The organism is Streptomyces sp. NPDC058985 (assembly GCF_042740985.1).
In the GTDB taxonomy this organism is placed as follows: Bacteria; Actinomycetota; Actinomycetes; order Streptomycetales; family Streptomycetaceae; genus Streptomyces.
Genome location: NZ_JBHYJX010000032.1, coordinates 18048 through 42403, shown reverse-complemented (window position 1 = coordinate 42403; position 24356 = coordinate 18048). Strand labels below are relative to the sequence as shown.

Annotated in this window: 19 protein-coding genes; 10 read left to right on the top strand and 9 right to left on the bottom strand. The window is 74.8% G+C overall.

Features of this window, described 5'->3' with window-relative positions:
• Positions 1–333: 333 nt before the first annotated feature.
• The 8 genes from ACFW01_RS25330 to ACFW01_RS25295 are packed head-to-tail and all read left to right on the top strand — an operon-like array spanning position 334 to position 10131.
• Positions 334–1887, top strand: a complete 1554-nt coding sequence (locus tag ACFW01_RS25330; protein WP_384506842.1) for a glycosyltransferase — start codon at positions 334–336, stop codon at positions 1885–1887.
• On the top strand, positions 1884–3314 hold the full coding sequence (locus tag ACFW01_RS25325; protein ID WP_234960271.1) for an exopolysaccharide biosynthesis polyprenyl glycosylphosphotransferase: 1431 nt from the start codon (positions 1884–1886) through the stop codon (positions 3312–3314). Before ACFW01_RS25330 ends, ACFW01_RS25325 begins: the two co-directional genes overlap by 4 nt.
• Positions 3315–3319: 5 nt before the next feature.
• Positions 3320–4648, top strand: coding sequence for an O-antigen ligase family protein (locus tag ACFW01_RS25320; protein WP_384506839.1), 1329 nt, complete (start codon positions 3320–3322; stop codon positions 4646–4648).
• On the top strand, positions 4645–6351 hold the full coding sequence (murJ, locus tag ACFW01_RS25315; RefSeq protein ID WP_384506836.1) for a murein biosynthesis integral membrane protein MurJ: 1707 nt from the start codon (positions 4645–4647) through the stop codon (positions 6349–6351). Before ACFW01_RS25320 ends, murJ begins: the two co-directional genes overlap by 4 nt.
• 49 nt (positions 6352–6400) lie before the next feature.
• Positions 6401–7090 carry a polysaccharide deacetylase family protein gene (locus ACFW01_RS25310; protein WP_384506982.1) on the top strand — a complete coding sequence of 230 codons (690 nt, stop codon included), beginning with the start codon at positions 6401–6403 and terminating at the stop codon, positions 7088–7090.
• 1 nt (position 7091) lies between these two features.
• Entirely contained in the window at positions 7092–8261 is a 1170-nt protein-coding gene (locus tag ACFW01_RS25305) for a glycosyltransferase (protein WP_384506833.1), read from the top strand.
• Positions 8258–8989, top strand: a complete 732-nt coding sequence (locus ACFW01_RS25300) for a lipopolysaccharide biosynthesis protein (RefSeq protein WP_384506830.1) — start codon at positions 8258–8260, stop codon at positions 8987–8989. The genes ACFW01_RS25305 and ACFW01_RS25300 overlap by 4 nt, the downstream gene beginning before the upstream one ends.
• Positions 8986–10131, top strand: coding sequence for a GNAT family N-acetyltransferase (locus ACFW01_RS25295; protein ID WP_384506827.1), 1146 nt, complete (start codon positions 8986–8988; stop codon positions 10129–10131). Before ACFW01_RS25300 ends, ACFW01_RS25295 begins: the two co-directional genes overlap by 4 nt.
• A gap of 28 nt (positions 10132–10159) precedes the next feature.
• On the opposite strand, the gene ACFW01_RS25290 is transcribed toward ACFW01_RS25295, so the two are convergent.
• On the bottom strand, positions 10160–11392 hold the full coding sequence (locus tag ACFW01_RS25290; protein WP_384506824.1) for a glycoside hydrolase family 26 protein: 1233 nt from the start codon (positions 11390–11392) through the stop codon (positions 10160–10162).
• A gap of 143 nt (positions 11393–11535) precedes the next feature.
• On the opposite strand from ACFW01_RS25290, the gene ACFW01_RS25285 reads away from it, so the two are divergent.
• A complete protein-coding gene (locus tag ACFW01_RS25285) occupies positions 11536–12834 on the top strand; it encodes an ATP-grasp domain-containing protein (RefSeq protein ID WP_384506821.1) in 1299 nt (432 codons plus the stop codon).
• Between the two features lie 73 nt (positions 12835–12907).
• Here the strand turns inward: ACFW01_RS25285 and ACFW01_RS25280 are convergent, their stop codons facing one another.
• The 3 genes from ACFW01_RS25280 to rdlA form a co-directional block, all read right to left on the bottom strand.
• A complete protein-coding gene (locus ACFW01_RS25280) occupies positions 12908–13660 on the bottom strand; it encodes a chaplin (protein ID WP_384506979.1) in 753 nt (250 codons plus the stop codon).
• A gap of 160 nt (positions 13661–13820) precedes the next feature.
• Entirely contained in the window at positions 13821–14048 is a 228-nt protein-coding gene (gene chpD, locus ACFW01_RS25275) for a chaplin ChpD (RefSeq protein WP_234960263.1), read from the bottom strand.
• Between the two features lie 286 nt (positions 14049–14334).
• Positions 14335–14733, bottom strand: coding sequence for a rodlin RdlA (gene rdlA / locus ACFW01_RS25270; RefSeq protein ID WP_234960262.1), 399 nt, complete (start codon positions 14731–14733; stop codon positions 14335–14337).
• Between the two features lie 262 nt (positions 14734–14995).
• Between rdlA and rdlB the strand changes: the two genes are divergently transcribed.
• On the top strand, positions 14996–15397 hold the full coding sequence (gene rdlB, locus ACFW01_RS25265; protein ID WP_161326877.1) for a rodlin RdlB: 402 nt from the start codon (positions 14996–14998) through the stop codon (positions 15395–15397).
• A gap of 54 nt (positions 15398–15451) precedes the next feature.
• On the opposite strand, the gene ACFW01_RS25260 is transcribed toward rdlB, so the two are convergent.
• From ACFW01_RS25260 to ACFW01_RS25240, 5 genes are all read right to left on the bottom strand, one after another.
• Positions 15452–17380, bottom strand: a complete 1929-nt coding sequence (locus ACFW01_RS25260; protein WP_384506817.1) for an AMP-dependent synthetase/ligase — start codon at positions 17378–17380, stop codon at positions 15452–15454.
• Positions 17381–17499: 119 nt separating this feature from the next.
• On the bottom strand, positions 17500–19077 hold the full coding sequence (locus ACFW01_RS25255) for a von Willebrand factor type A domain-containing protein (protein WP_384506814.1): 1578 nt from the start codon (positions 19075–19077) through the stop codon (positions 17500–17502).
• A gap of 182 nt (positions 19078–19259) precedes the next feature.
• Positions 19260–20141, bottom strand: a complete 882-nt coding sequence (locus ACFW01_RS25250; RefSeq protein ID WP_234960259.1) for an ABC transporter permease subunit — start codon at positions 20139–20141, stop codon at positions 19260–19262.
• Positions 20138–22789, bottom strand: a complete 2652-nt coding sequence (locus ACFW01_RS25245; protein WP_384506810.1) for an alpha/beta fold hydrolase — start codon at positions 22787–22789, stop codon at positions 20138–20140. The genes ACFW01_RS25250 and ACFW01_RS25245 overlap by 4 nt, the downstream gene beginning before the upstream one ends.
• A 113-nt stretch (positions 22790–22902) precedes the next feature.
• Entirely contained in the window at positions 22903–24351 is a 1449-nt protein-coding gene (locus tag ACFW01_RS25240; RefSeq protein WP_384506807.1) for an APC family permease, read from the bottom strand.
• Positions 24352–24356 lie beyond the last annotated feature (5 nt).

Below are 24356 nucleotides of genomic sequence, written 5' to 3'. Positions count from 1 at the left end.
CCCACGCGGGTTGTGCCGCCAAAGGGGTGATCTGACGAAGGGCCGGTATTCACAAATCCAACACACTTACCCCGTTTCACCGTATTAGTACGGATAGCGGCTAGAGTCCCACTTCGTTCCCCCACTCCATCGACGCCTCCCCGTCGCACCACTCAGGGACATCGGCCGAGGGCACTCTCCGAGAACTCCCGACGCGGCGGTGACCTGCCGGTTTCCGGCTCGTTTGGCAGCGGGACGCGGCGTGCGCCGGCGTACGCCGCGGCGCGGCCGGCGCCCCGCCGTCAGACGCGTTCTCGCACGTCCCGAGCAGTCTCCGTGAACGAGGAAACGCGCATGCACCTGCCACCGACCGGCTCCCGGCCACGGGTTCTGCATGTCACCCAACCGGTGGACGGCGGGGTCGCCCGGGTCGTGACCGACCTGACGCGGGCTCAGCTCGCCGCCGGGCTGAGTGTCGCGGTCGCCTGCCCCGACGGGAACCTCGCGGACCGCCTCCGCGCCCTGGGCGCCGACGTACGCCACTGGCCGGCCACCCGCTCGCCGGGCCCGGCACTCGTGCCGGAGGTGCGCCGGCTCGCCCGGGTGACCGGGGCCGTGTGCCCGGACCTGGTGCACGCGCACAGCGCGAAGGCCGGTCTCGCGGCGCGGCTCGCGGTGCGGGGGCGGATCCCGACCGTTTTCCAGCCGCACGCCTGGTCGTTCGAGGCGGTCGGCGGTCCCGCCGGGGCGCTCGCTCTGTGCTGGGAGCGGTGGGGCGCGCGATGGGCGGCGCGGACGGTGTGCGTGAGCGAGGCGGAGCGGCGGCGCGGGGTACGGGCCGGGGTCCGCGGACGCTGGTCGGTGATCCCCAACGGCATCGACACCGACCGCTTCCCGGCGTGCGGAACGCCCGAGGACCCGGCCGATGCCGACGGCGTGCGGCTCCGGCACGGCGTCGGCCCGCAGGCCCCGTTGGTGGTCTGCGTGGGGCGCCTGTGCCGGCAGAAGGGCCAGGACGTCCTGCTGGCCGCGTGGCGTTCGGTCCTCGCGCGGGTGCCGGACGCCCGGCTGGTCCTGGTCGGCGACGGCCCGGACCGCGGTCCGCTCACCGCACAGGCTTCGGCGTACGGCTTCCTGGACGGCGCCCGGACGTCGGTGGTCTTCGCGGGCGGTGCGGACGACGTCGCCGCCTGGTACCGGGCCGCCGACCTGGTCGTCCTGCCGTCGCGCTGGGAGGGAATGGCGCTGGCCCCGCTGGAGGCGATGGCCTGCGGGCGGCCCGTGGTGGTGACGGACGTGGACGGGGCCCGCGAGGGCCTGCCGCCCGCTCTGGAGCCGCACTGCCTGGTGCCGCCCGAGGAACCCGCGACACTAGCCGGCGCGGTCGCCGCCCTGCTGCTCGACGCGCCGCTGCGCACGTCGCTCGCCCGCCAGGGACACGCGCACGTGCGGTCCGCGCACGACGTACGGCACACGGCCGCGGCGGTCGCGGCGGTGTACGACGCCCTCCTGGGGGAGGCACGGACGACCGGGACGTGCCTCGCCGACGGCTGCGGGGCGACAGGCGCGGACCTGCCCCTGCCGCACGACGCCCCGGCCACCCCGGACCCGTCCCTCCCGCACGACGCCCCGGCCACCCCGGACCCGTCCCTCCCGCACCACAGCCCGGCCACCCCGGACCCGTCCCTCCCGCACCACAGCCCGGCCACCCCGGACCCGTCCCTCCCGCACCACAGCCCGGCCACCCCGGACCCGGCCCTCCCGCACCACAACCCGGCCACCCCGGACCCGGCCCTGCGTGGCGACGGACCGTCCGACGCCCTCCGTCTCCTCCCCGGCGACCGGCCCGCAGGCATGGGCCGGCCGGCCGTCGTGCCCATCGAGTACAGGGAGTCCACCCACCCGTGACCGCGGAAAGCACCGTCCCCACGCCCTCCGGCCAGGCGCACGACCTCGGCCCGTCCCCCGTCGCGGTCCTGCCGCCGCGCACCCGCCCCGCCGGCTTCCGGCTGCCCGCCGGGCGCACCGCGTCGCGGCCTGACTCACCGCTGCCGCTGCTCGTCGCGGACGGCACGGCGGCGCTGCCGGGATCGCTGGCCCTGACCGGCACCCCGTACCAACCGCTGCTGACGGCACTGCTGGTCGGTGCCTCGCTGCTGCTGCGCCCGCGCCCGGACCCCGACCGGCGGCCCGCGGGGGTGCTGGACGACCTGCCCGCCCTGTGCGGGCGGATCGCGGTGGTCTGGCTGGCGCTGGCGGCACTCGTCGCGGCGTACGACCCGCCGCAGGCGCTGTCCGCGCCCACCCTGCTCCTCGGCTTCCTGCTGCACGCGGCCACGGGCTGCGCCGGGCGGGGCGCCGTGCACCGGCGGCACCGTACGGCGCTGGCGAACCGGCCGCACGCGGCCCTGGTCGTCGGTCCCGCCGCTACCGCGCAGCGGGTGGCCTCGGCGCTGCTGCGCCACCCCCGCTGCGGGGTCCGTCCCGTCGGCGTCGTCACCGACGAACCCGGCGGCACCACCGGCCTGCCCGTGCTGTCCACCGGCGAGGAGGTGCGGCGGGCGGTGGTGCAGAACGGAGTGCGCGACATCCTGACCGTCCACCCTTCCGTACCCACCCGGCAGGAACCGCTGCTGCGGTCGCTGGCGGAGTCCGGCTGCGTGGTGTGGGAGCTGGACGCGGACCTCCCCGCGCGGGACGGCCGGGAACGGCTCGCAGGTTTCTCCCGCCGCCGCCTGGAGCCGGGCGCCCGGCGACCGGCCGGCGCCGGCAAGCGGGTGCTGGACGTGACCGTGTCCGGGCTGCTCCTGCTCCTGCTCAGCCCCGTGCTGCTGGCCTGCGCGACGGTGCTGCGGATGGTCGGCGGGCCGGGCGTGCTGTTCCGGCAGGAGCGCATCGGCCAGGACGGCAGGCCGTTCACGCTGCTGAAGTTCCGCACCCACCGCCCGGCCGACGAGCACGAGTCGGCGACCCGGTGGAGCGTGGCGGACGAGCGCCGGATGCCGTGGTTCTGCCGCTTCCTGCGGCGCACCTCGCTGGACGAGCTGCTCCAGTTGTGGAACGTCTTCCGGGGCGACATGAGCCTGGTCGGCCCACGCCCCGAACGGCCCTTCTTCGTGGCCCAGTTCAGCCAGACCTACCCCGGCTACGCGGCCCGGCACCGGGCGCCCGCCGGCATCACGGGCCTGGCCCAGATCAGCGGGCTGCGCGGCGACACCTCCATCGAGGACCGGGCCCGCTTCGACAACGCCTACATCGACGACTGGTCGCTGTGGCAGGACGTCTGCATCCTGCTGCGCACCGCCGTCGCGCTCGTGCGTCCCACGGGGAGCTGACCGAGGTGGCCCACGCCCTTCCCCTGCGGCCGGCGGCGCGCGTACGGCGGCTGCCGCCCGTGCTGGCCGTGGTCGCGGTGGTCGCGCTGCTCGCCCTGCCGCTCGCGCCGGACGGCGGGGGCGGCATCGGGGACGCGCATCCGGCCGACGCGGTCTCCGCGCTGGTGGTGCTGTACTGCGCGCTGCGGCTGGTACGGGACCGGCGCCGCCCCCTGACCCGCAGGGCGGCCGCGGTGCTGGGCCTGCCGGTGCTGGGTCTGGCCGTCGCCGCCGTGGGCGCCGTCTCGCCGGGGGCGGCGCTCGAGGGACTCGGCCGCTACCTCCAGGTCTTCGTCCTCGTCCCCGCCGCCGTACTGCTGCTCCTGCGGAACCGGGACGACGCACGGCTGCTCGCCTGGTCGATCGTGGGTCTCGCGGTGTGGCAGGGGGCGGTCGGCGTGCACCAGTACGTGACCGGCACCGGCGCCTCCTACCAGGGCGAGCCGATCCGGGCGGTGGGCACCTTCGGGGCGCAGGACGTGATGGGGATGGCGACCGTGGTCTCCCTGGGCGTGGTCTGCGCGGTCGGTCTGGCGCTGGGGCGGACGCCGGTGCGGCACCGGCTGCTCGCCGCCGGGTGCGCGCTCGTCCTGCTGCTGCCGCTCGCCCTGTCGTTCAGCCGGGGCGCGTGGATCGCGACGGCGGTGACCTGCGCGGCGCAGCTCCTGCTGGCCGGGGCGCGCCGGGCACTGGCGGTGGGCGCGGCGGCGGTCGCGGCGGGCGTGGTGCTGGTGGGCGGGCTGGGTGTGGGTACGGCGATGCTCCAGGAGCGGGTCGGCAGCATCACGCAGGTCACCGACGCGCCCGACCAGTCGGTGACCGACCGCTACACGATGTGGGCGGCGGCGGCCGGGATGTGGCGCGAGCGGCCGCTGACCGGGGTGGGGCTGAAGGCGTTCCCCGAACACCGCGACTCGCACGCCTCCCTGGCCCTGTCCTCGGGGAGCGAGACCGACGGCGCCGGTGCCGGGTACCACCGGCAGCCACTGCTGTCCCCGCACAACATGTACCTGCTGGTGCTGGCCGAACAGGGCCTGCTCGGGCTGCTGGCGCTCGCCGGCAGCTGGCTGGCGCTGCTCGTCCTGGGGCTGCGGCGGCTGCGTGCCGTACGGCGCGCCGGGACGGCCGGGCAGGACTGCGGGCTGGTCGCCTGCGGGCTGCTTGTGTGGCAGTTGACCGACTTCGCGTACGCGGACATCGGCGGGCCCTCGACGGTGCTGACGGCGGTGTGCTTCGGCCTGGCGGCCTGGTGGGCGCTCGGGTCCGCGCCGCGTGAGCGGGTGGCACAGCGGTGAGGACCACCCCGCCGCGCGCGGCGGACGGGGCGTCGGTCCCGCCGGCCCGGACCGCCCCGCCGGAGCCGGACGTCGCGGCCGAGACGCGGTCCTCCCGGAGTTTCCTGGCCCGGGCCGCGCTGGTCACCGCCGTGCTGTCGGTGGCCGGGTCGGTGCTCGGGCTGGCCCGGGACCAGGCGCTGGCCCGGCTGTTCGGGGCGGGCAGCGAGACGGACGCCTTCCTGGTGGCGTGGACGGTGCCGGAGTTCGCGGCGACGCTGCTGATCGAGGACGGTCTGGCCTTCGCGCTGGTCCCGATGTTCAGCCTGGCCCTGGCCCGCCGCGCGCGGGGCGCCCCCGGCGACCCTGTCCGCGAACTGGTCGCCGCCACCCTGCCCCGGCTGCTGCCGGCCTTCGTCGCGGTCGGCGCGCTGGTCGTCGTCTGCGCTCCGGCCCTGGTCCGGGCCCTCGCACCGGGCCTGGACGACCACGCCCTGGCCGTGGACTGCACCCGGCTCACCGCCACCTGCGTCGTCAGCTTCGGGCTCGCCGGGTACTGCAGCGCGGCGCTGCGGGCGCACCGCCGGTTCCTGGCGCCGGCGGCGATCTACGTCGCCTACAACACCGGCATCATCACCGCGATGTTCGTGCTCGGCGGGCGCTGGGGGGTGCGGTCGGCGGCGGTGGGGGTCGCGGCGGGCGGTCTGCTGATGGTGGTGGCGCAGGCGCCGTCGCTGCTGCGGCAGTTGCGGCGCCGCGACACCGGCGAGCGGCTCGCGGACGCCGGGGACCCGGCCCGTCCGCTCGCCCTCGCCCTGTTCTCCACCGTGCTGCTCTTCGCGGTGTGCCGGCAGTCGCAGATCCTCATCGAGCGCTTCCTCGCCTCCGGGCTGCCCGCCGGGGCCATCTCGCACCTGAACTACGCGCAGAAGGTGGCGCAGATCCCGATGACGCTGTCGCTGATGCTGTGCACGGTCACCTTCCCGGTGGTGGCCCGCGCCATGGCCGACGGCGACACCGAACGGGCCCGCGAGCGCGTCGAGCGGGACGTGGCGCTGGCGGCCTGCCTGGTGCTCCTTGGCGCCGCCACCGTGGTCGCCTGCGCACCGCAGATCATCGAACTGCTCTTCCAGCGCGGCGCCTTCACGGCGGCCGACACGGCGGCGACCGCGGGCGTCATGCGCGTGTACGCCCTCGGACTGCTCGGGCAGACCGTGGTGGGCGCGCTGGCCCGGTCCTACTTCTCGGCGGGCCGCGCCTCCTGGTACCCGCTCGGCGCGATGGCCGTCGGCATCGCGGCCACCGCCGGCGTCGGCGCCTGGGCCGTCGGCGAGTGGGGGGTGACCGGCATCGCCGCCGCCAACGCCGCCGGCATCACCGTCACCGGGGCCCTGCTGCTCGCCGGGATGGGCCCGCGAAGCGTCCCGGTCCGGGTCCGGCGGGTCCTGGGCGACCTGGCCCGGCCGGTGCTGGCGGCGGCCGTGGCGACCGGCGCGGGCGCGTGGGCCGCGGGCGCGGTGACCGGCCTCGCCGCCTCCCCCGCTCTCTCCACCGGCGTCCGCGCGGCCCTCGCGCTCACCGCGGGCGCCGTGACCGTCTGCGGTGTCTTCGCCCTGCTCGGCCTGGTGCTGGGCGTCCAGGGCGTGCGCCCCGCCCTCCTGTCCGTCCGCTCCGTCACACGAAGGATTCCGCATGGCCGCTTCGGCTTCCGTAGATCCCGTTGACACCCGCACCGGGGGCCGTCCGCGCCCCGGCTCCGTCCCCTGGGTGGCGATGTACCACTCCGTCGGCGACGCCACGGACGATCCGTACCGCGTCACGGTCACCCCCGGCCGGCTGGACGCGCAGCTCGGCTGGCTGCGGCGGCGCGGGCTGCGCGGTGTGCCGATGACCGAACTGCTCGCCGCGCGGGCCCGCGGCGAGGGCCGGGACCTGGTGGGGCTGACCTTCGACGACGGGTACGCCGACTTCGTCGAGCACGCCCTGCCGTGCCTGCGCCGCTGGGGCTGCGGCGCCACCCTGTTCGTCCTGCCGGGACGGCTCGGCGGGGTCAACGCCTGGGACCCGCTGGGCCCGCGGAAGCGGCTGCTGACCGCCGACGGCATCCGGCACGCCGCCGCCGAGGGCGTGGAGATCGGCTCGCACGGACTCTCCCACGTCGACCTGACCCGGGCGGACGACGCCGCGCTGAGCGCCGAGACCGCCGAGAGCCGGGCGCTGCTGACGGAGTTGACGGGCGCTCCGGTCGCCGGCTTCTGCTACCCGTACGGCACGGTCGACGCCCGTGCCGCCGAGGCCGTGCGCACCGCCGGGTACGGCTACGCCTGCGCCATCGACCCCGGCCCGCTGACCGGCCGGTACGCGCTGCCGCGGGTGCACGTGGGGCAGCACGACACGCCCGTACGGCTGCTGCTGAAGACGCGGCTGCACCGGCTGCGCCGCCGTCCCGTGGCGGGGGTCTGACGTGCCGGACCTCAAGGCGCTGCACATCATCACCGGCCTCGGCGTGGGCGGCGCCGAGCAGCAGCTCCGGCTGCTGCTGCGGCATCTGCCGGTCGACTGCGACGTCGTGACGCTCACCAACCCCGGCCCGGTCGCCGACGGACTGCTGGCGGACGGCGTCCGGGTCGTCCACCTCGGCATGACCGGCAACCGCGACCTGGCCGCACTGCCCCGGCTGGCCCGTCTCATCCGCGCCGGCGGCTACGACCTCGTGCACACGCACCTCTACCGCGCCTGCCTCTACGGACGGCTCGCGGCCCGCCTGGCCGGCGTACGCGCCGTCGTCGCCACCGAACACTCCCTCGGCGACTCCCAGATGGAGGGCCGCCCGCTCACCGCGGGCGTCCGCGCCCTGTACCTGGCCGGGGAGCGGCTGGGCAGCGCCACCGTCGCCGTCTCCCCCACCGTCGCCGACCGGCTGAAGCGGTGGGGGGTGCCGGCGCCCCGCATCGAGGTGGTGCCCAACGGCATCGACCTGGCCCGCTTCCGGTTCGATCCGGTCCAGCGCCTGCGCACGCGCCGCCGCCTGGGCCTGCCGGAGGGCGCGTACGTGATCGGCGGTGTCGGCCGGCTGACCTCGGCCAAGCGGTTCGACGTTCTGGTCCGGGCGCTGGCCGAACTGCCGGACGACTGCTGGCTGCTGCTGGTCGGCGGCGGTCCCGAGGAGCACGTGCTGCGGCGCACCGCCCGCGAGGCCGGGGTCGCCGACCGCGTCCTGCTCACCGGCGAACGCCCCTACGTCCCCGACGGCTCCCCCGGGCCCGACCTGCCCTCGCTGGCCGCCGCGATGGACGTCCTCGCGTCGCCCTCGCCGGAGGAGGCCTTCGGCCTGGCGGTCGTGGAGGGCCTCGCGTCGGGGCTGCCGGTGCTGTACGCGTCCTGCCCGGCGATCGAGGACCTGCCCTCCGGGCACGCGCCGACCGCCCGGCGGGTCACCGGCGGCGCCGGGGACTTCGCCCGCGCCCTCGCCGAGGTCCGGGCCGGCGCCGGGCCCGGTCCCGGGCCGCGCACGGTTCCCGAGGCCGCCCGCCACTACTGCGTCACCCGCAGCGCCGCCCGGCTGATGGACGTGTACGCGACCACCCTCACGCACCCGTTGTCCCCGGCACCCCAGGGAGTCACTTCCACATGACCGAGCCCCTCACCCAGTCCCCGGCCCAGTCCCCGGCCCAGCCCTCGGCGGAGCCCGAGGCCGGGCCGCCCGCCCGCCCGCGCCGCGCACGGGCCGCCCTGCACCGCGTCCGGAACCGCCTGCGGTCGCTGCCGCCCTGGTCGCCGCTGGCGGCGGGTGTCCTGGCAGGCGGGCTGCTCGGCGCCGGCTACGGCCTGCTCACCACCCCGCAGTACACGGCGACCGGCTACGTCGTCGCCGTCCCCACCGACAAGTCCGACCCGGCGACCGCGCTGGGCTTCGCGCAGGCCTACGGGCGGGTCGCCACGCAGCTCGCGGTGCTCGGGGACGCGCAGATGTGGGCGGACGTGCCGGTGGCCCGGCTCAAGGAGAGCGTGCGCACGGCGACCTCGCCGGACGCGCCCATGGTCTCCGTGACGGCCACTTCCGCAGACCCGGAGGAGGCCGCGGACATGGCCAACGCGGTCGCCCGCGCGCTGACGCGGCACGCGGCGGCCTCCGTCGACGACACCCACGTGGAACTGCGGCAGTTCGCACGGGCCACCAAGCCGACCGAGGCGTCCTCCGCGTCCGCCGCGGTGACCGGCCTGGTGGGCGCGAGCGCGGGCGGGCTGCTCGGCGGGCTGGCACTGCTGGCCCGCCCGCGCCGTGCCCCGGCGGACGGCGCGGGCGCGACAGCGGCCGTGCCCGGACCCGCCTCGGCGGCCGGCGTCCGCGGGCAGCTGTGACGGACACGAGGGCGCGCACGGCCGCGCCGCCGGCCGGCTGCACGACCGAACTGGTCACCGACGAGGCGCACTTCGCCGACCTGGCGCCGCAGTGGTCGCGTCTGCACGCCCGGTGCGAGGCCGCGACCCCGTTCCAGAGCCACGCCTGGCTGCACGCGTGGTGGCGCTCGTACGGCACGCGCGGCCGGCTGCGGCTGGTGCTGGCCCGCGACGGCCGCGACCTGGTCGCCGCCGCACCGCTGACGCTCGTACGGCGTCCGGTACCCGCCCTGGTGCCGCTGGGCGGGGCGATCTCCGACTACGGCGACGTCCTGCTGGACGACGAGCGCGGCCCGGACGCGGTGGCCGCGCTCACCGAGGGCCTGTCCCGGGCCGCCCGCACCGCACTGGTCGACCTGCGCGAGGTACGGCCGGGCGCCGCCGCCGAACGGGTCTACGAGCGCTGGCGCGGTCCCCGCCGACGGCTGGCCGACTCGCTCTGCCTGGAGCTGCCCGCCCTCCCGATGGACGAACTGGTCGCCCGGCTGCCCTCGGGCAAGGCCCGCCAGCGGGTCCGTGCCCAGCTGCGGCGGCTGGACTCGCTCGGTGTCAAGAGCCGGACGGTCCTGCCCGACGAGGTCGACGCGGCACTGCGGCGGCTGCTCGAACTGCACCGGTTGCAGTGGCAGGGCCGGAAGGTGACCGGCGAGCACCTCAAGCCGCGGTTCCGCGACCACCTGGTGCGGGCGGTACGGCCGATGGTGTGCGCCGGGGACGCGGTGGTCACCGAGTTCCGGATGGACGACGAGGTGGTGGCCGTGGACGTGACGCTGCTGTCCCGCCGGCTGGCCGGCGGCTATCTGTACGGCGCCCACCCCCGGCTGCGGGAACGCAGGGCGGACGTGGCGGTGATGCTGCTGGACGCGTGCGCCGAGCACACCCGGCAGCCGGGGCGCGGCACGCTCAGCCTGCTGCGGGGCAACGAGCCGTACAAGCACCACTGGCGCCCGGACACGGTGTCCAACCAGCGGCTGCTGCTGGCCCGCCGGCGCACCGCCCCGCTGCTCGCGGCGGCCCTCGGCGACGCCGCCGCGCGACGGCGGGGCAAGGCGCTGCTGCGGCGCCCGGAGCGGAAGGAGGGCGACGGTGGCGGCGGCACCTGACGAGCCCGGCCGCCACCGTCGCGTAGGGCTACTCGTCGCGGGAGAACCAGTCGAGGCGCAGGCAGAGCTTCCCGCCGAGCCAGTACTCGACCCAGTCGCCCAGCTCCAGCGGCGAGCAGCCGGCCGGCGGCCTGGGCGTGGTCTCCGGCACCACGGGCACGGGCGGCGCGGTGGGCGTCGCGGGTGCGGTGGGCTGCGGGGTCCCGGGTACGGGCTCGTCGGTGCGGCCGAAGAGCACGGACCGGTAGACGGCGGTGGAGCGGGGATTGTCGTCGCACTGCCACACGCCGTGCGGGCAGTAGTCGGTGACCGTGTTGTAGACGGGCTGGTGCTCGTCCATCCAGGCCAGCATGCGCCGCATGTACTCGGCGTTGTCGCCGTTGCGGAACAGCCCCCATTCCGGATAGGAGATGGGCTTTCCGTGCTTCTTCGCGAAATCGACGTGTGCCTGGAGTCCGTAGGGTTCCTTCACCTGTTCGTCGAACTTCATGCCGCGTGGCTGGTCGTAGGAGTCCATGCCGATGATGTCGACCGTCTCGTCCCCCGGGTAGCACGTCGTCCAGGGGACGGCGTCCCGGCCGCGGCTCGGCGTGAAGTCGAACCGGAACTTCTGGCCGGGCACCGCCCGCATGGTGGTGACGATCCGCTTCCAGTACGTCTTCCAGGCCTCCGGGTCCGGCCCGCACCGGTGGGTGTAGGTGATGCCGTTCATCTCCCAGCCGAGCACCAGGACCGTGTCCGGGACCTTGAGGGCGACGAGCCGTTCGGCGAGGGCGCGGAAGTGGTGGTCGAACTCCCCGGCGGCGCCCCGGCGCAGCAGTGCGCGCACCTCGTCGTCGCCCACCCCCTCCTCGTTGCGCTCCATCATGGGCACGTTGAGGACGAACATCCGGTCCGCCTTGCGGGTGCGCCAGTCGGCCCACGCTTCGAGGAAGGTGGGGGCGCCCTCGATGTTGCTCCAGCGGTCGCCGGGGAGATAGGTGTGGCCGACGCGGAGTTCGGCGTCGCCCAGCCACTGGCTGAGCCCGGCCATCCGGGCCACGCCGCGCGGGCCGTAGTCCAGGTACGCGCCGAACGCGGGGGTGGCGGGCTTCTTCGCAGGTGCTCCGGGTGCCGGGGCCGCGGGCGTGGGCGCGGGTGCCGGCGGGGTCGGTTCGGCGGCGGCCGTGGGGCCCGCCGCGGCCACCAGCGCCGCCAGCGCGACCGCCGCCGCGACGCCTGCCGGCCGCCTGGACCGGTTCCGTGAATGCCGTACGGACATACCGGCTCCTTTCCTCGCCGTGAATTCCGCTCCGTTACTGACACTCAGTCATATGAAATGCCATCACGCCACCGCCGCTACGGCTTTCGAGTGCGCCGATCGCCCGCACCGGTGAACCGATTCGAAGACGAAGGAAGTTTCCTGTGTCGCTGTTCGACACCCGCGTCCCCGCCGTTCTGCTGCGGACCGACCGGAATCCCTTTCACCACGGAACACTGGGCGCCGTGCGGTCGCTCGGCCGGGCCGGAGTGGACGTGCATGTGGTCGCGGACTGCTCGCGCAGCCCCGTCCGCGCCTCCCGCTACCTGACGGGGCTGCACACTCCCCCGCCGCCCGGCGCGTCGCCCGCCGACATCACGGCGGTCCTGCGCCGGGTGGCGGCACGGATCGAACGTCCCGCCGTACTGATTCCGATGGACGACGCGTGTGCCGTGGCGGTGGGAAGGGCGCGGGCCGAGCTGGCGCCGGCGTATCTGCTGCCGGACCAGCCGGGCGACCTGCCCGGACGGGTCGCCGACAAGGCGGAGCTGGCCGGGGTGTGCGCCCTGCTGGGCGTGCCGCACCCCGAGACGCTGGTCCCTGACGGGCCGGCGGAGGCGGCGCGGGCCGCGTGGCGGCTGGGTCTGCCGGTGGTGGCGAAGTGGAGCCGGCCCTGGCTCGTGCCCCCGGGCGGCGGGCTGCGCAGCACCGTGCTGGTGCGCTCGGCACGGGAGGCCGGGGAGCTGTACCGGAGGGCCGAGGAGGCGGGGAGCCGGCTGCTGCTCCAGGCGTTCCTGCCGCCGGGGCCGGACCGCGACTGGTTCTTCCACGGGTACGCCGACCGCTCGGGCACGGTCCGGGCGGGCGGCCCGGGCCGCAAGACCCGGGCCAGGCCGCGCGGTGCCGGTCTGACCGCGGTGGGCCGCTGGACGCCCAACCCGCAGGTGCAGGCGCTCGCCGAGCGGGTCACCGGCGAGCTGGGCTACCGGGGCGTCTTCGATCTCGACTTCCGCCGCTGCGGTGCGACGGGCGGCTACCACCTGCTCGACTTCAACCCGCGTCCCGGCGCGCAGTTCCGGCTCTTCACCGACTCCGCCGGACTGGACGTCGTACGGGCCCTGCACCTGGACCTGACCCACCGGGACCTGCCGGACGGGGTGCCGCGGCCGGGGCGGACCTTCGTGGTGGAGAACTACGCGCCGCTGAGCGCGCTGCGACCGGCGCCCGACGGGCGGGAGCTGGCCTGGCACGCCCCCGACGACCGGGCGCCGGGCCGGGCCCTGTGGACCCTGTGGGGCCGCCACGTGACCGGCCGGGTGCTGGACCGCGCGCGCAGCCGGCGCGTGCGCCCGGCGGACGAGGCCCCTGCCCGCGCCCGCGTGGTGCGCCAGGCGGGCGCACCGCGGGCCGACCGGGCGGGACAGCCGGACCGCCCGGGGGGCGACCGGGCGGGCAGCCACTGACGCGGGACACGGCCACGGCAACGCCCCCGGTGGCCCATGCGGGCCGGCCGGGGGCGTCGGGGTGGAGCGGGGGTCAGCGCGTGGCGGTGGCCCGGGCCCTGCGGTACAGGATCGCTCCGCCGGCGATCAGCACGGCACCCGCGGCCGCGGCGCCCAGCGTGCCCTCGCTGCCGGTCTCGGCCAGGACGGGCGGCTGCTCGGTCTGCGGGGCGGGCGGAGTCTTCTCCTCCTCGGCGGGCGGCAGGGGCTCCTCCTCGCTCGGGGGCGGGGGCGGCTCCTCCTCCGTGGGCGGGGTGGTGGGCGGCGGGGGCTCCTCCTCGCCGTAGCCGGGGGGCTCCTCCGAGCGGTTCTCGCACTCGTTGCCGAAGACCGGGTTGAGCGCGGCGATCAGGTCGGCCGTGTTGCCGCAGAGGTTGAGCGGCACCTCGATCGGGAGCTGCAGGGCGTTGCCGGAGCCGACGCCCGGCGAACCCACGGCGGTGGCGCTCGCGTCGGCGCCGCTCCCGCCGGTGCTGGAGGCGTCGGTGCCGGAAGCGTCGGCGTCGGACGCGTCGGTGTCGGACTCGGCGGACGTGTCCCCGCCGGAGCCGCTCTTCTTGCTCTCGTCCGAGTCGTTCTCGCACTCGTTGCCGAAGGCGGGGTTGAGCGCCGCGATCACGTCGATCGTGTTGCCGCAGGCGTTCACCGGCACGTCGACCGGGGCCTGGAGGGCGTTGCCGGACGCGACGCCCGGGGAGTTCTTGGCGGCTCCGTCCGCTTGCGAGTCGGCCAGGGCGGGGCTGCCGCACAGGGAAAGGATGCCCGTCGCGGCGGCAGCCGCGACCATCCCCCTGCTCAGAGTCTGTCGCACTCTCGTTGTCTTCCTGCTTGTAGAGATGGCTGGAGAACGATCCGGAGGACAGGCTGCGGAAAGGGGAAGAGCCGGCCCCGAACCAAACGAACTGGCCAAGGCCGGCCGGGACGCAGCCGGTCGGTGCGGAACGACGTCAGTCGTTCTCGCAGTAGTTGCCGAACGCGGGGTTCAGCAGACCAACGACGTTGATGCTGTTGCCGCACGCGTTGACGGGAACGTGCACGGGAACCTGGACGACGTTGCCGGACAGGACGCCCGGGGAGCCGATCGCAGCGCCCTGGGCGTCGGCGTCGGCGAAGGCCGGGGCGGCCATGCCGAGAGCCATGATCGCGCCCGCGACGACGGCAGCGGTTTTCTTCATGAACTTTCCCTTCTCTGCGGTCATGCCTGAATGGCAGCCGAAACCGCGCGAGCACAGCATTGACGGCTCGCACCATGACCTGCAGCCTGCAAACGAGGAATTGACGGCCGGAGCAACTACCGAACGTGGGACACCCCGAAATTCACTCGGATGCCTCACGCCACGGCCCGGCCACTCCCCCAGAAGGGCGACGACGTCAACCGCTTCTCGGCGAAACCCCGGCCCGGGAACGACCGGGCGGCCCACGGGGAAGTCAGCGGGCCGCCCGGGCTGGGCGGGAGGGAACTCAGTCCCGGCCCTCGCCGTTCGCCGACAGAACCGACAGGTCCTCCAGGACGTGCGACAGGGCACCGTCCCGCTTGGCCTGCGTGGAGTTGTCCGCGCACTGCTGGTTCAGGTCGTCCGACAGGACGTTGATGTCCTGGACCGGCACGAGGTTGATGACGGCGGCGTTGATGTCCTCGACGCCCACGCACGGCTTGTTCAGCGTGCCCTCGACCAGCGACAGCTGCGGGCTCATGTCGCCCTTGGTCGCCGAGTTGCCGAACGCCGACTTGGCGCCGTTGCCGTTGGCCACGGCCGGCCCGTTGTCGTCCCCGATGGCAAGAGCCTGAGGAGCGGCGGCAGCCGACATGCCGATCACAGAAGCGGCAGCCGCCGCGGCGACCATTGCCTTCTTGAGCACTTCGCGTTCCTTTCGTCGTAGCGACGCACTGTCCTACGGCCTGATCAACCCGGTGCGCGATGATTGGTTTCGGGCGTTCACCCGGTTGGGCCTCCGCCGGATTCCGAAACGGGTCACTCGGATCGCCGGAATACCGGTGGAATCAAGCAGTCGTACGGACTCCCCGTGTCCGCCGACCGAGTGAACGGGAGAAACCCGGCCGGACTCGTGGAGTTGACCAGTGCGCTCCGGTGGACGGGGTTTCCTCAGAAAGGACTGGCCAGTGATCAAGAAGGTAGCCGCCTACGCGGCGATCGCCGCCTCCGTCATGGGCGCCTCCGCTGCCGCGGCCCCGCAGGCGATGGCGATCGGCGACGACAGCGGGCCCGTCTCGGCCAACGGGAACGCGGCCTCTCAGTACTTCGGCAACTCGGCGACCCACGGCAACATGAGCCCGCAGATGGCGCTCATCCAGGGGTCGTTCAACAAGCCGTGCATCGCGGTCAGTGACATCCCGGTCAGCGTCGTCGGACTGATCCCGATCCAGGACATCCCGGTCCTGTCGGACGACCTGAACCAGCAGTGCGCGGAGAACTCCACGCAGACCAAGCGCGACGGTGCGCTGGCCCACCTGCTGGAGGACGTGTCGATCCTGTCGGCGAACGGCGAGGGCGGCAAGGGCTGACATCGGCCGAGGGGCGGGCCGCCGGGCACAACGGCGGCCCGCCCCTTTCGCGTGTCAGCGCCCGGGCGGCGCGTACAGGGCCTCGATGGCGTCCGCGTACGCCGCGACGGCCGCGTGCCGCTTCACCTTCAGCGACGGGGTCAGCAGCCCGTTCTCCTCGGTGAACTCGCCCTCGACCAGGCGGAAGGCGCGGATCGACTCGGCCCGGGAGACCGCCGCGTTGGCGTGGTCCACGGCCTTCTGGACGTCGGCCCGCATCCTCTCGTCCCGCACGACCTCGGACATCGGGGTGTCGGCGGGCAGCTTGCGCACCGACAGCCAGTGGGCGACGGCGTCCGGGTCGAGGGTGATCAGGGCGCCGACGAAGGGGCGGTTGTCGCCGACGACGAGGCACTGCGCGACGGGCGGGCGGCTGCGCAGGCGGTCCTCCAGGACGGCCGGGGAGACGTTCTTGCCGCCGGAGGTGACCAGCAGGTCCTTCTTGCGGCCGGTGATGGTGAGATAGCCGTCGTCGTCGAGGGAGCCGAGGTCGCCGGTGGCGAACCAGCCGTCGGTGAGGGCCGCGTCGGTGGCCTCCCGGTTGCCCCGGTAGGCGCCGAAGACGATGCCGCCCTTGACGAGCACCTCGCCGTCGTCCGCGATGCGCACGGTGGTGCCGGGGACGGGCGGGCCGACGGTGCCGGGGCGGGGGCCGAGCGGCGGGACGATGGTGGCGGCGGCGGTGGTCTCGGTGAGGCCGTAGCCCTCGTAGACCATGATTCCGGCGGCGTAGAAGAAGAGGTTGAGGTCGCGGTCGAGCGGCGAGCCGCCGCTGATGGCGTAGCGCATCCGGCCGCCCAGTTCGGCCCGCACCCGCCGGTAGACCAGCAGGTCGTACAGGGCCCAGCCGGCCCACAGCCCGAGGGCGGGGCCCTTGCCGCGGCCGAGGAAGCGTTCCAGGTGGGCGCCGCCGAAGCGGACGGCGAGGCGGTGGGCGCGCTCGAAGGAGGCGCCGCGGCCGATCTTCTCGGCGGTGGCCCGGCCGGTGTCGTGGATCTTCTCGAAGAGGTACGGGACGCCGACCAGGAAGGTGGGGCGGAACGACTTGAGCGCGGGGCGCAGTTCGTCGGGCCTGATGCTCGGGAAGTGGCCGATCTCGATGCGGGCCAGCAGGCAGGCGATCTGGATCGTGCGGCCCAGGATGTGGGCGAGCGGCAGGAAGAGGAGCGTCGAGGCGGTCTGGCCGGTGACCTCCTTGAAGATCGGGTGCAGCAGCTCGACCGTGTTGGCGGCCTCGGCGTGCAGGTTGGCGTGGGTGAGGACGCAGCCCTTGGGGCGGCCGGTGGTGCCGGAGGTGTAGCAGACGGTCGCGACCGTGTCCGGGGTCAGGGCGGTGCGGCGCTTGGTGACCTCCTCGTCGCTCACGCCCCGGCCCAGGGCGGTGAGGTCGGCGAGCGCGCCCGCGTCGAGTTCGAAGGCGCGCGGGCGTTCGGGGTGGTCGGCGGTGCCGGCCAGGACGGTGGCGGTGTGGGCGGCGGTCTCGGTGACGAGGTGCCGGGCGCCCGAGTCGCGGACGATCCACTCGACCTGGTCGGCGGAGGAGGTGGCGTAGACGGGGACGGTCTGGCCGCCGGCCGCCCAGATGGCGAAGTCCAGGACGGTCCACTCGTAGCGGGTGCGGGACATGACGGCTACCCGTCCGCCCGGTTCCAGGCCGGCTTCGATCAGGCCCTTGGCCACGGCGGTCACCTCGCGGGCGAACTCGGCCGCGGTGACGGGCCGCCAGGCGCCGTCCACCTCGCGGCGCAGGACCACCGCGTCGGGGGCCTCGGCGGCGTTGGTGAACGGGATGTCGGCGGTGCTGCCGGTGGTGGGGCGTGGCGCGAGGGGTGCGGTGCGGGCCTCGCGGACGGCGCCGTAGGCGTCCCTGACGGTCTCAGTGCTCGCGCGGGACACCAGGTCACCGCGGTTTCTCGCCCGTTTCAGGTCCTTGCGTACGCCCATGTCGGCTCCCGGTCGCTGATCGGCTGGCGTGGTGTCGTGCGCACCCAGACTTGCTTACTCCTGAGTAAACTTACTCAGGAGTAAGCATAGGTCAATGGGTGCGGGCGGACCGATGCGCCTCAGGTCAGCCGGTTCGCCGTGCCGATCGCCTCCGCCAGCCGCCGGACGTCCTCGTCCTCGGTACGGCCGGCCAGGGAGCCGGCGCGCTCGGCGAGTTCACCGAGGCCGGGCGCGCCCGGCAGGGAGCCGTGGCGGGTGTCGCCGTCGTAGGAGGACGAGGACGAGGAACGGAGCGCGTCCGCGAAGTACGCGGCGGTCGCGGTGACCCGCAGGCCACGGTCCGCCTCCCAGACCGAGTCGCCGAGGGCGTCGGTCTCCACGTCGCCGGACTCCTCGTGCGGGGTGCGGCTGCCGGGGTCGAGCCAGCGGACGGTGGCCGTCGCGAGGTGTCCGTCGGCGCCGGGCCGGGTGCGCACGGCGTACAGCGCGGTGACGGTGTGGCCGGGGCCCACCTCGCCGCCGTCGACGCGGTCGTCGCGGAAGTCCTCGTCGGCCACCCGCCGGTTGTCGTAGCCGACGAGGCGGAACTCGGCGACCGTCTCCGGGTCGAAGGCGACCTGGGCCTTGGCGTCGCGGGCGGTCAGCTCGATGTGGCGCGGGAGCTGCTCGCAGAAGACCTCGCGGGCGTCCTCGGCGTCCGAGACGTACGTGGTGTGGCCGTCGCCCCGGTCGGCGAGGCGTTCCATCAGGGCGTCGCCGTAGTCGCTGCCGACGCCGACCCCGAAGAGGGTGATGCCGTGCTCGCGGCGCTCGTCCGCGATGCGTTCGAGGATGGTGTCGGCGTCGGTGTCGCCGGTGTTGGCGAGGGCGTCGGAGACGAGGACGACGCGGTTGGTGGCGCCCTCGCGGCGGCCCTCGACGGCGGTGTCGTAGCCGGTCTCGACGCCCGCGCCGAGGTTGGTGGACTCGGTCGGCTCCAGGCTGTCGATCGCGTCGTGGACCCGGCCGCGGTGATCGCCGAGCCGGGTCATCGGCAGCACCGTCTCGGCCTCGTCGCTGAAGGTGACGAGCGCGACCGAGTCGTCGTCGCGCAGCTGGTCGGTCATGGTGGCGAGGGAATCCTGGGCGAGGTCCAGACGGCCGGGCTCGCCCATCGAGCCGGAGACGTCGATGACGAACGTCAGGGCGGCCGGCGGGCGTTCGCCGCGCTGCTCGGCGGTGCGGGTGGCGAGGCCCACGCGGACCAGCGACCAGTCCTCCTCGTCGGTGCGGGCGCCGTCCACGCTCACCGTGAAGCCGTCGCCGTCGGGACGTTCGTAGTCCTGGCGGAAGCTGTTGACGAACTCCTCGGGCCGGACCGTCGACGGGTCGGGCAGCCGGCCCTCGGAGAGGGTGCGGCGGGCGTAGCCGTAGGAGGCGGTGTCCACGTCGAGGGCGAAGGTGGAGAGGTGGTCGGGGTCGGGGGCGACCTCCCGGGAGTCGCCGTTCCCGCCCGTCTCCCCGGCCTCCCCGGTGGATGTACCGCCGCGCGGGCCGTCGGGCGCGGGTGCGTAGCCGCCGCCCCGGGAGTCGGCGGCGGTGTCCTTCGCCCCGCTTGACGCGTCGCCCCCTCCCCCGCAGCCGGTGAGCAGCAGGCCGCCCGCCGCCGTGAGCGCGAGCAGCGCGCCGACCGGCCTTCGTGTCCGGTACCGCTTCATCGTCCCTACCCCCTGGTTCCGTTGACGCCGACGTACGTGACTGTGACGGCGGGGCGGGGCGGAACGTGCGGGACGGAGCGTCACGGGTGCGTCTCGAAGTGGGCACGACGGCGTGCCGGCGAGACCGGTGGGTGACCCTCCGGTGACCGGACCGAAGTCCGCTCACCGGAGGGCCTGTCGTCCTAGGAGACCACGTCCTTGCGGGAGAAGTTCCGGAAGGCCAGGGCGAACAGGACCAGTGCGTACGTCACCGAGAGCGAGGTGCCCTGGATCAGGCGGGTCCAGTCCAGCTCGGGGCGGACCGTGTCCAGCCAGGCGTACTGCCAGTGGGCGGGCAGGAAGTCCCGCCAGTCGCCGAGGGCGGTCACCTCGTCCAGGACGTTGCCGATGATGGTCAGGCCGACCGCGCCGCCGACCGCGCCGAGCGGGGCATCGGTCTTGGTGGAGAGCCAGAACGCCAGCGCGGCGGTGACCAGTTGCGAGACGAAGACGTACGCCACCGTGAGGGCGAGGCGCTCGGCGGCGGTGCCGGTGGGCAGGCTGCCGCCGGTGGGCAGCTCCAGCGGGCCCCAGCCGTAGGCGGCGGTGCCGACGGCGAGGGCGACCAGGGGCAGCAGGACGATCGCGGCGAGGCTGAGGGTGAGGGCGACGACCAGCTTGGACCAGAGCAGGCGGGCGCGGGGTACCGGCGCGGCGAGCAGGTAGCGCAGGGAGGACCAGCCGGCCTCGGAGGCGACCGTGTCCCCGAAGAAGAGGGCGACGGGCACCACGAGCAGGAAGCCCGCGGAGGCGAACAGGTTCACCGCGGCGAAGTTCGCCCCCGACGCGGTGGCCGAGTCCATCAGGCTGACCTGGTTGTTCGACCCGCCCGGCTCGCCGCCGATCCGGAAGGCGACGAGCAGCACGAACGGGAGGGCGAACAGGATGCCGCCCATGACGAGGGTGCGCCGCCGCTTCAGCTGCCGGACCATTTCGACCCGGACGGGCAGCGTGCGGCCCGCGCGGTAGCCCTCGGCGACCTCCTGGGCGCCGGTGGGTTCGGCGCGTTCGGCCAGCGTGCTCATGCCGAGTCTCCGATCAGGGTGAGGAAGGCGTCCTCAAGGCGCCGGTGGGGGCCCACCGACTCCACGGGCACGTCCAGGCGGACGAGTTCGGGGATGAGGTCGCGGGCGGTGCCGGTGGAGTCGAGGCGGACCAGGAGACCGCCGTCGGTGATGGCCGCCGAGGTCACGCCGGGCAGCGCGGCGACCTTCTCGACGAGGGGCGCGTCCACGCGCGCGTGGGTGCCGACCAGCAGGGTGTCCCCGGAGCCGACGATCTCGCCGACCGGACCGGCCTGCACGAGCCGGCCGTGGTCCATCACCACCAGGTGGGTGCAGCTCTGCTCGACCTCGGACAGCAGGTGGCTGGAGACGATCACCGTGCGCCCGGCCGCCGCGTAGCGGATCATCACCTCGCGCATCTCGCGGATCTGGGGCGGGTCGAGGCCGTTGGTCGGCTCGTCCAGGATGAGCAGGTCGGGCAGGCCCAGCATGGCCTGGGCGATGGCCAGACGCTGGCGCATGCCCTGGGAGTAGGTGCGCACCGCGCGGGCGAGCGCGTCACCGAGGCCGGCGATCTCCAGGGCCTCGTCGAGGTGGGCGTCCTCGGCCGGGCGTCCGGTGGCCCGCCAGTACAGCTCCAGGTTCTCCCGGCCGGACAGGTGCGGCAGGAAGCCCGCGCCCTCGACGAAGGCGCCGACCCGGGAGAGCACCGGTGCGCCGGGGGCGATGGCGTGGCCGAAGACGCGGATGTCGCCGCCGTCCGGCGCGATCAGGCCCATCAGCATGCGCAGGGTCGTCGTCTTGCCCGCGCCGTTCGGCCCGAGGAGGCCGAGCACCTGGCCCTTCTCCACGCGGAAGGACAGGTCCCGTACGGCGTACCGGTCGGCGGACTTGGCGTACCGCTTGGTCAGGCCGGTGATCTGGAGGGGTACGCCGGCCAGCGCGGGGTCGGGGGGCGGGGCCGAGGTGCGGCGGCGGGCGGTCAGCAGCAGGGCCGCGGCGACGGCGGCTCCCGCGAGGGGCGCCCACCAGACCCAGGCGGGCAGCCCGGCCGTCGCACCGGTGTCACCGAGGGCGGCCGGTACCGACAGGCCGCCCTCGAGGGAGACGGTGTAGGTGGCGGGGGCGGCCGGTGAGGCGTAGCCGAGGTCGGTGGAGGCGAGGACCAGGCGCAGCTTGTGGCCGCGCTCCACCTCGTGGTCGACGGCGGGCAGGGTGACCGTGACGTCCTTGCCGGCCTTGGCGTCCGCCACCCGCAGCGGCGTGACCAGTTGCGACGGGAGCACCTGCTGGGCGCCGCCGGGGCCGACGTCGTACACCTTGGCGAAGAGCACGGCGTCCTCGGCGGTGGACTGCACGCGGAGGGTCGCGGTGGGCGAGCCGGTGATCTGGAGGTCCTCGCGCAGGGGCGCCGACTCGAAGGCCGCGTACTGGCCGGGGAAGTCGAGGGAGATGCCGACGCCGAGCGAGGAGAGCCGGGAGAGGCCGCCGGAGCCGCCGATGCCGGGCAGGGCGGAGACGGCGGGCGGGGCGGCCCCCGCCGGGTTCTCGAAGGTCTGCTCGCGTCCGCGCAGTTCGATCGCGCGCGGCTCGCCGCCGAGGCCGGGGTAGGAGTCGGCGCTCACGCCCTCCAGGCGGGGCTCGCCGTCGCCGCTGCCGGTGCCGACGGTGCGGGAGACACGGAAGGCGGGGCCGGTGCCGGCGGACTCGTCGCCCTTCAGATAGCGGTCGAACCACGCGCCGGTGCGGGCCTCGACGCGGTCGGTCTCCAGGTCGCCGCCGTCGTGGCCGCCCGAGACCCAGTCGACGTCCACGGGGGCGCCGTTGGCGCGGATCGCCTTGGCGGCGGCGTCGGCCTGGCTGAGCGGGAAGAGCGAGTCGGTCTGGCCCTGGACCAGCAGTGCGGGTACGTCGATCCGGTCGCCGACGGCCTGCGGGCTGCGCTCCTTCAGGAGCTTCACCGCCTCGGCGTCCGGTGCCCCCTTCTCGGCGACGCGCTGGTACATGCGGCAGAGCGCGGGCTCGAACTTCTCGCAGCCGCCGCCCATGTTGACGAAGATGCCGGCCCAGAGCTTCTTGAAGACGCCGTTCGGGAAGAGGGCGTCCGCCAGGTTCCAGTACGTGATGGCGGGGGCGATGGCGTCCACGCGGTCGTCGTGCCCGGCGGCCAGCAGCGCGACGGCGCCGCCGTAGGAGCCCCCGGCCATGCCCACGCGGGGGTCGCCCTTGCCGTCCAGCCGGACCTCGGGCCGCCCGGCGAGCCAGTCGATCAGCCGGGACACGTCGGCGACCTCGCCGTCCGGGGCGTTGAGCCCGATCTTCCCGGTCGACCTGCCGAAGCCGCGCGCCGACCACGTCAGGACCGCGTACCCGTCCTGGGCGAGGCGCTCCGCCTGGTCCCGGACGTCGGCCTTGCTGCCGCCGAAGCCGTGCGCGAGCAGGACCGCGGGGCGGCGACCGCCGGAGCCGGCCGTGAAGTACGAGGTGTCCAGGCGCACTCCGTCGCCCACTTCCACGACCCGGTCGGCGCGGTGCACCGGGGGCGGGTCGTCGCCGGCGACGGCCGTCCAGGTCCCGGCACCGGCGAGCACGACGACGGCGGCCGCGGCGGACAGTATCCGCCGCGGCCCCCGTAGCAGCCCTCGCACGCGGGGCAGTCGAAGATCCATGCGTCAACGGTACGGGCAGCCGCCGAAAACCGGGGCCCTCCCGGGGGTGAACCACCGCCCCTCCCAGGGGCGTACGGGCGCGGTGGCGCGTACCGCGGGCGCGGTAGGCCGGGTCACGGCCCGGCGGGCTCCCGTACGTCGTCGCGTACGTCGTCGGGGACGGAGACCAGCCAGCGGGTGGCACGGCGCGGGCGCAGGTACAGGGCCCAGTACAGGGTGGCGACGGCCGCGATGCCGCCGGTCCACAGCAGGTGGGCCGTCTCCTGCTGGGTCAGGATGTAGGCGAGGACCGCGATCAGCAGGACCGGCACCGCCGGCCACAGGGGCATGCGCCACGCGTGCGCGTGCCGGTGGGCGCCGCGCCGGGACAGCAGGGCGGCGACCGCGACCAGCAGGTACATCGCGGTCACGGAGACGCCGGTGACGCCGTACAGGGTGTCGAGGTTGACGTAGCACAGCGCGGCCCCCGGCACGCCCACGGCGAGGGTGGCGACCCACGGGGAGCCGAACCGGCCGAGCCTGGCGAAGAGCCCGTTGACCGGCGCGGGCCAGGCCTTGTCGCGGGCGGAGGCGAACAGGACGCGCGAGTTCTGGATGACCATCACGATGCCGGCGTTGATGATGGCGAGGGCCACGCAGAGGCTGACGAAGGTACCGACGGCCGAGTTGGACCAGGCGGTGACCATGGCGCCGATGTCGCCGCCGGTCAGCTCCGCGAGGTCGGAGGCGCCGAAGGTGATGGCGACGACCGGGACCAGGATGATCACCGTGGAGATGGCGAGGGTGGCCAGCACCGTGCGGGCGACGTTGCGGCGCGGGTTCTCCAGTTCCTCGGAGAGGTAGACGGCGGTGGAGAAGCCCTGCGTGATGAAGAGGGCGATGGCGAGCCCGGAGACGACCAGCATGCCCGTCACGGGGTCCGTTCCGCCGCCCGCGCCCCCCACCTCCATCGACGTGAGGCTGCCGGGGCCGCGCTCGGCGTGGGCGAAGCCCAGCACGGCGACGACGGCCGCGGCGATGACCTCCAGGACCAGGAAGACGCCGGTGATCCAGGCGTTGGCGCGCAGGTCGAGCAGCCCGGCGAGGGTGGCGAGCACCATGACGCCAGCGCCCGCCAGGGACGGGTCGAGGTGCAGGATCGGTTCGAGGTAGTCGGCCGTGCCCATCGCGATCACGGGCGGGACGATCATGACGACCAGCAGGGAGAGTACGAAGACCAGCCAGCCCGCCAGGCGCCCGGCCATCGTCGACACCATGGCGTACTCGCCGCCCGCACTGGGGACCAGGGTGCCCAGCTCCGAGTAGCAGAACGCCACGGCGACGCAGAGGAGCGAGCCGACGGCGATGGTCAGGGCGGTGGCGGTGCCGAGCGAGCCGAAGAGGTCGGGGACGACCACGAACAGCGTGGACGCGGGGGTCACGCAGGAGAGCGTGAGGAGCGTGCCGCCGACGACCCCGATGGACCGCTTCAGCGTCCGCGACCGGTCCGGACGGTCCCCGAGGTCCCCGAGGTCCTCGGGTGCCGTCGCGGCGGGCTGGGCGGGACGGAGCGTGTCGGTCATACGCG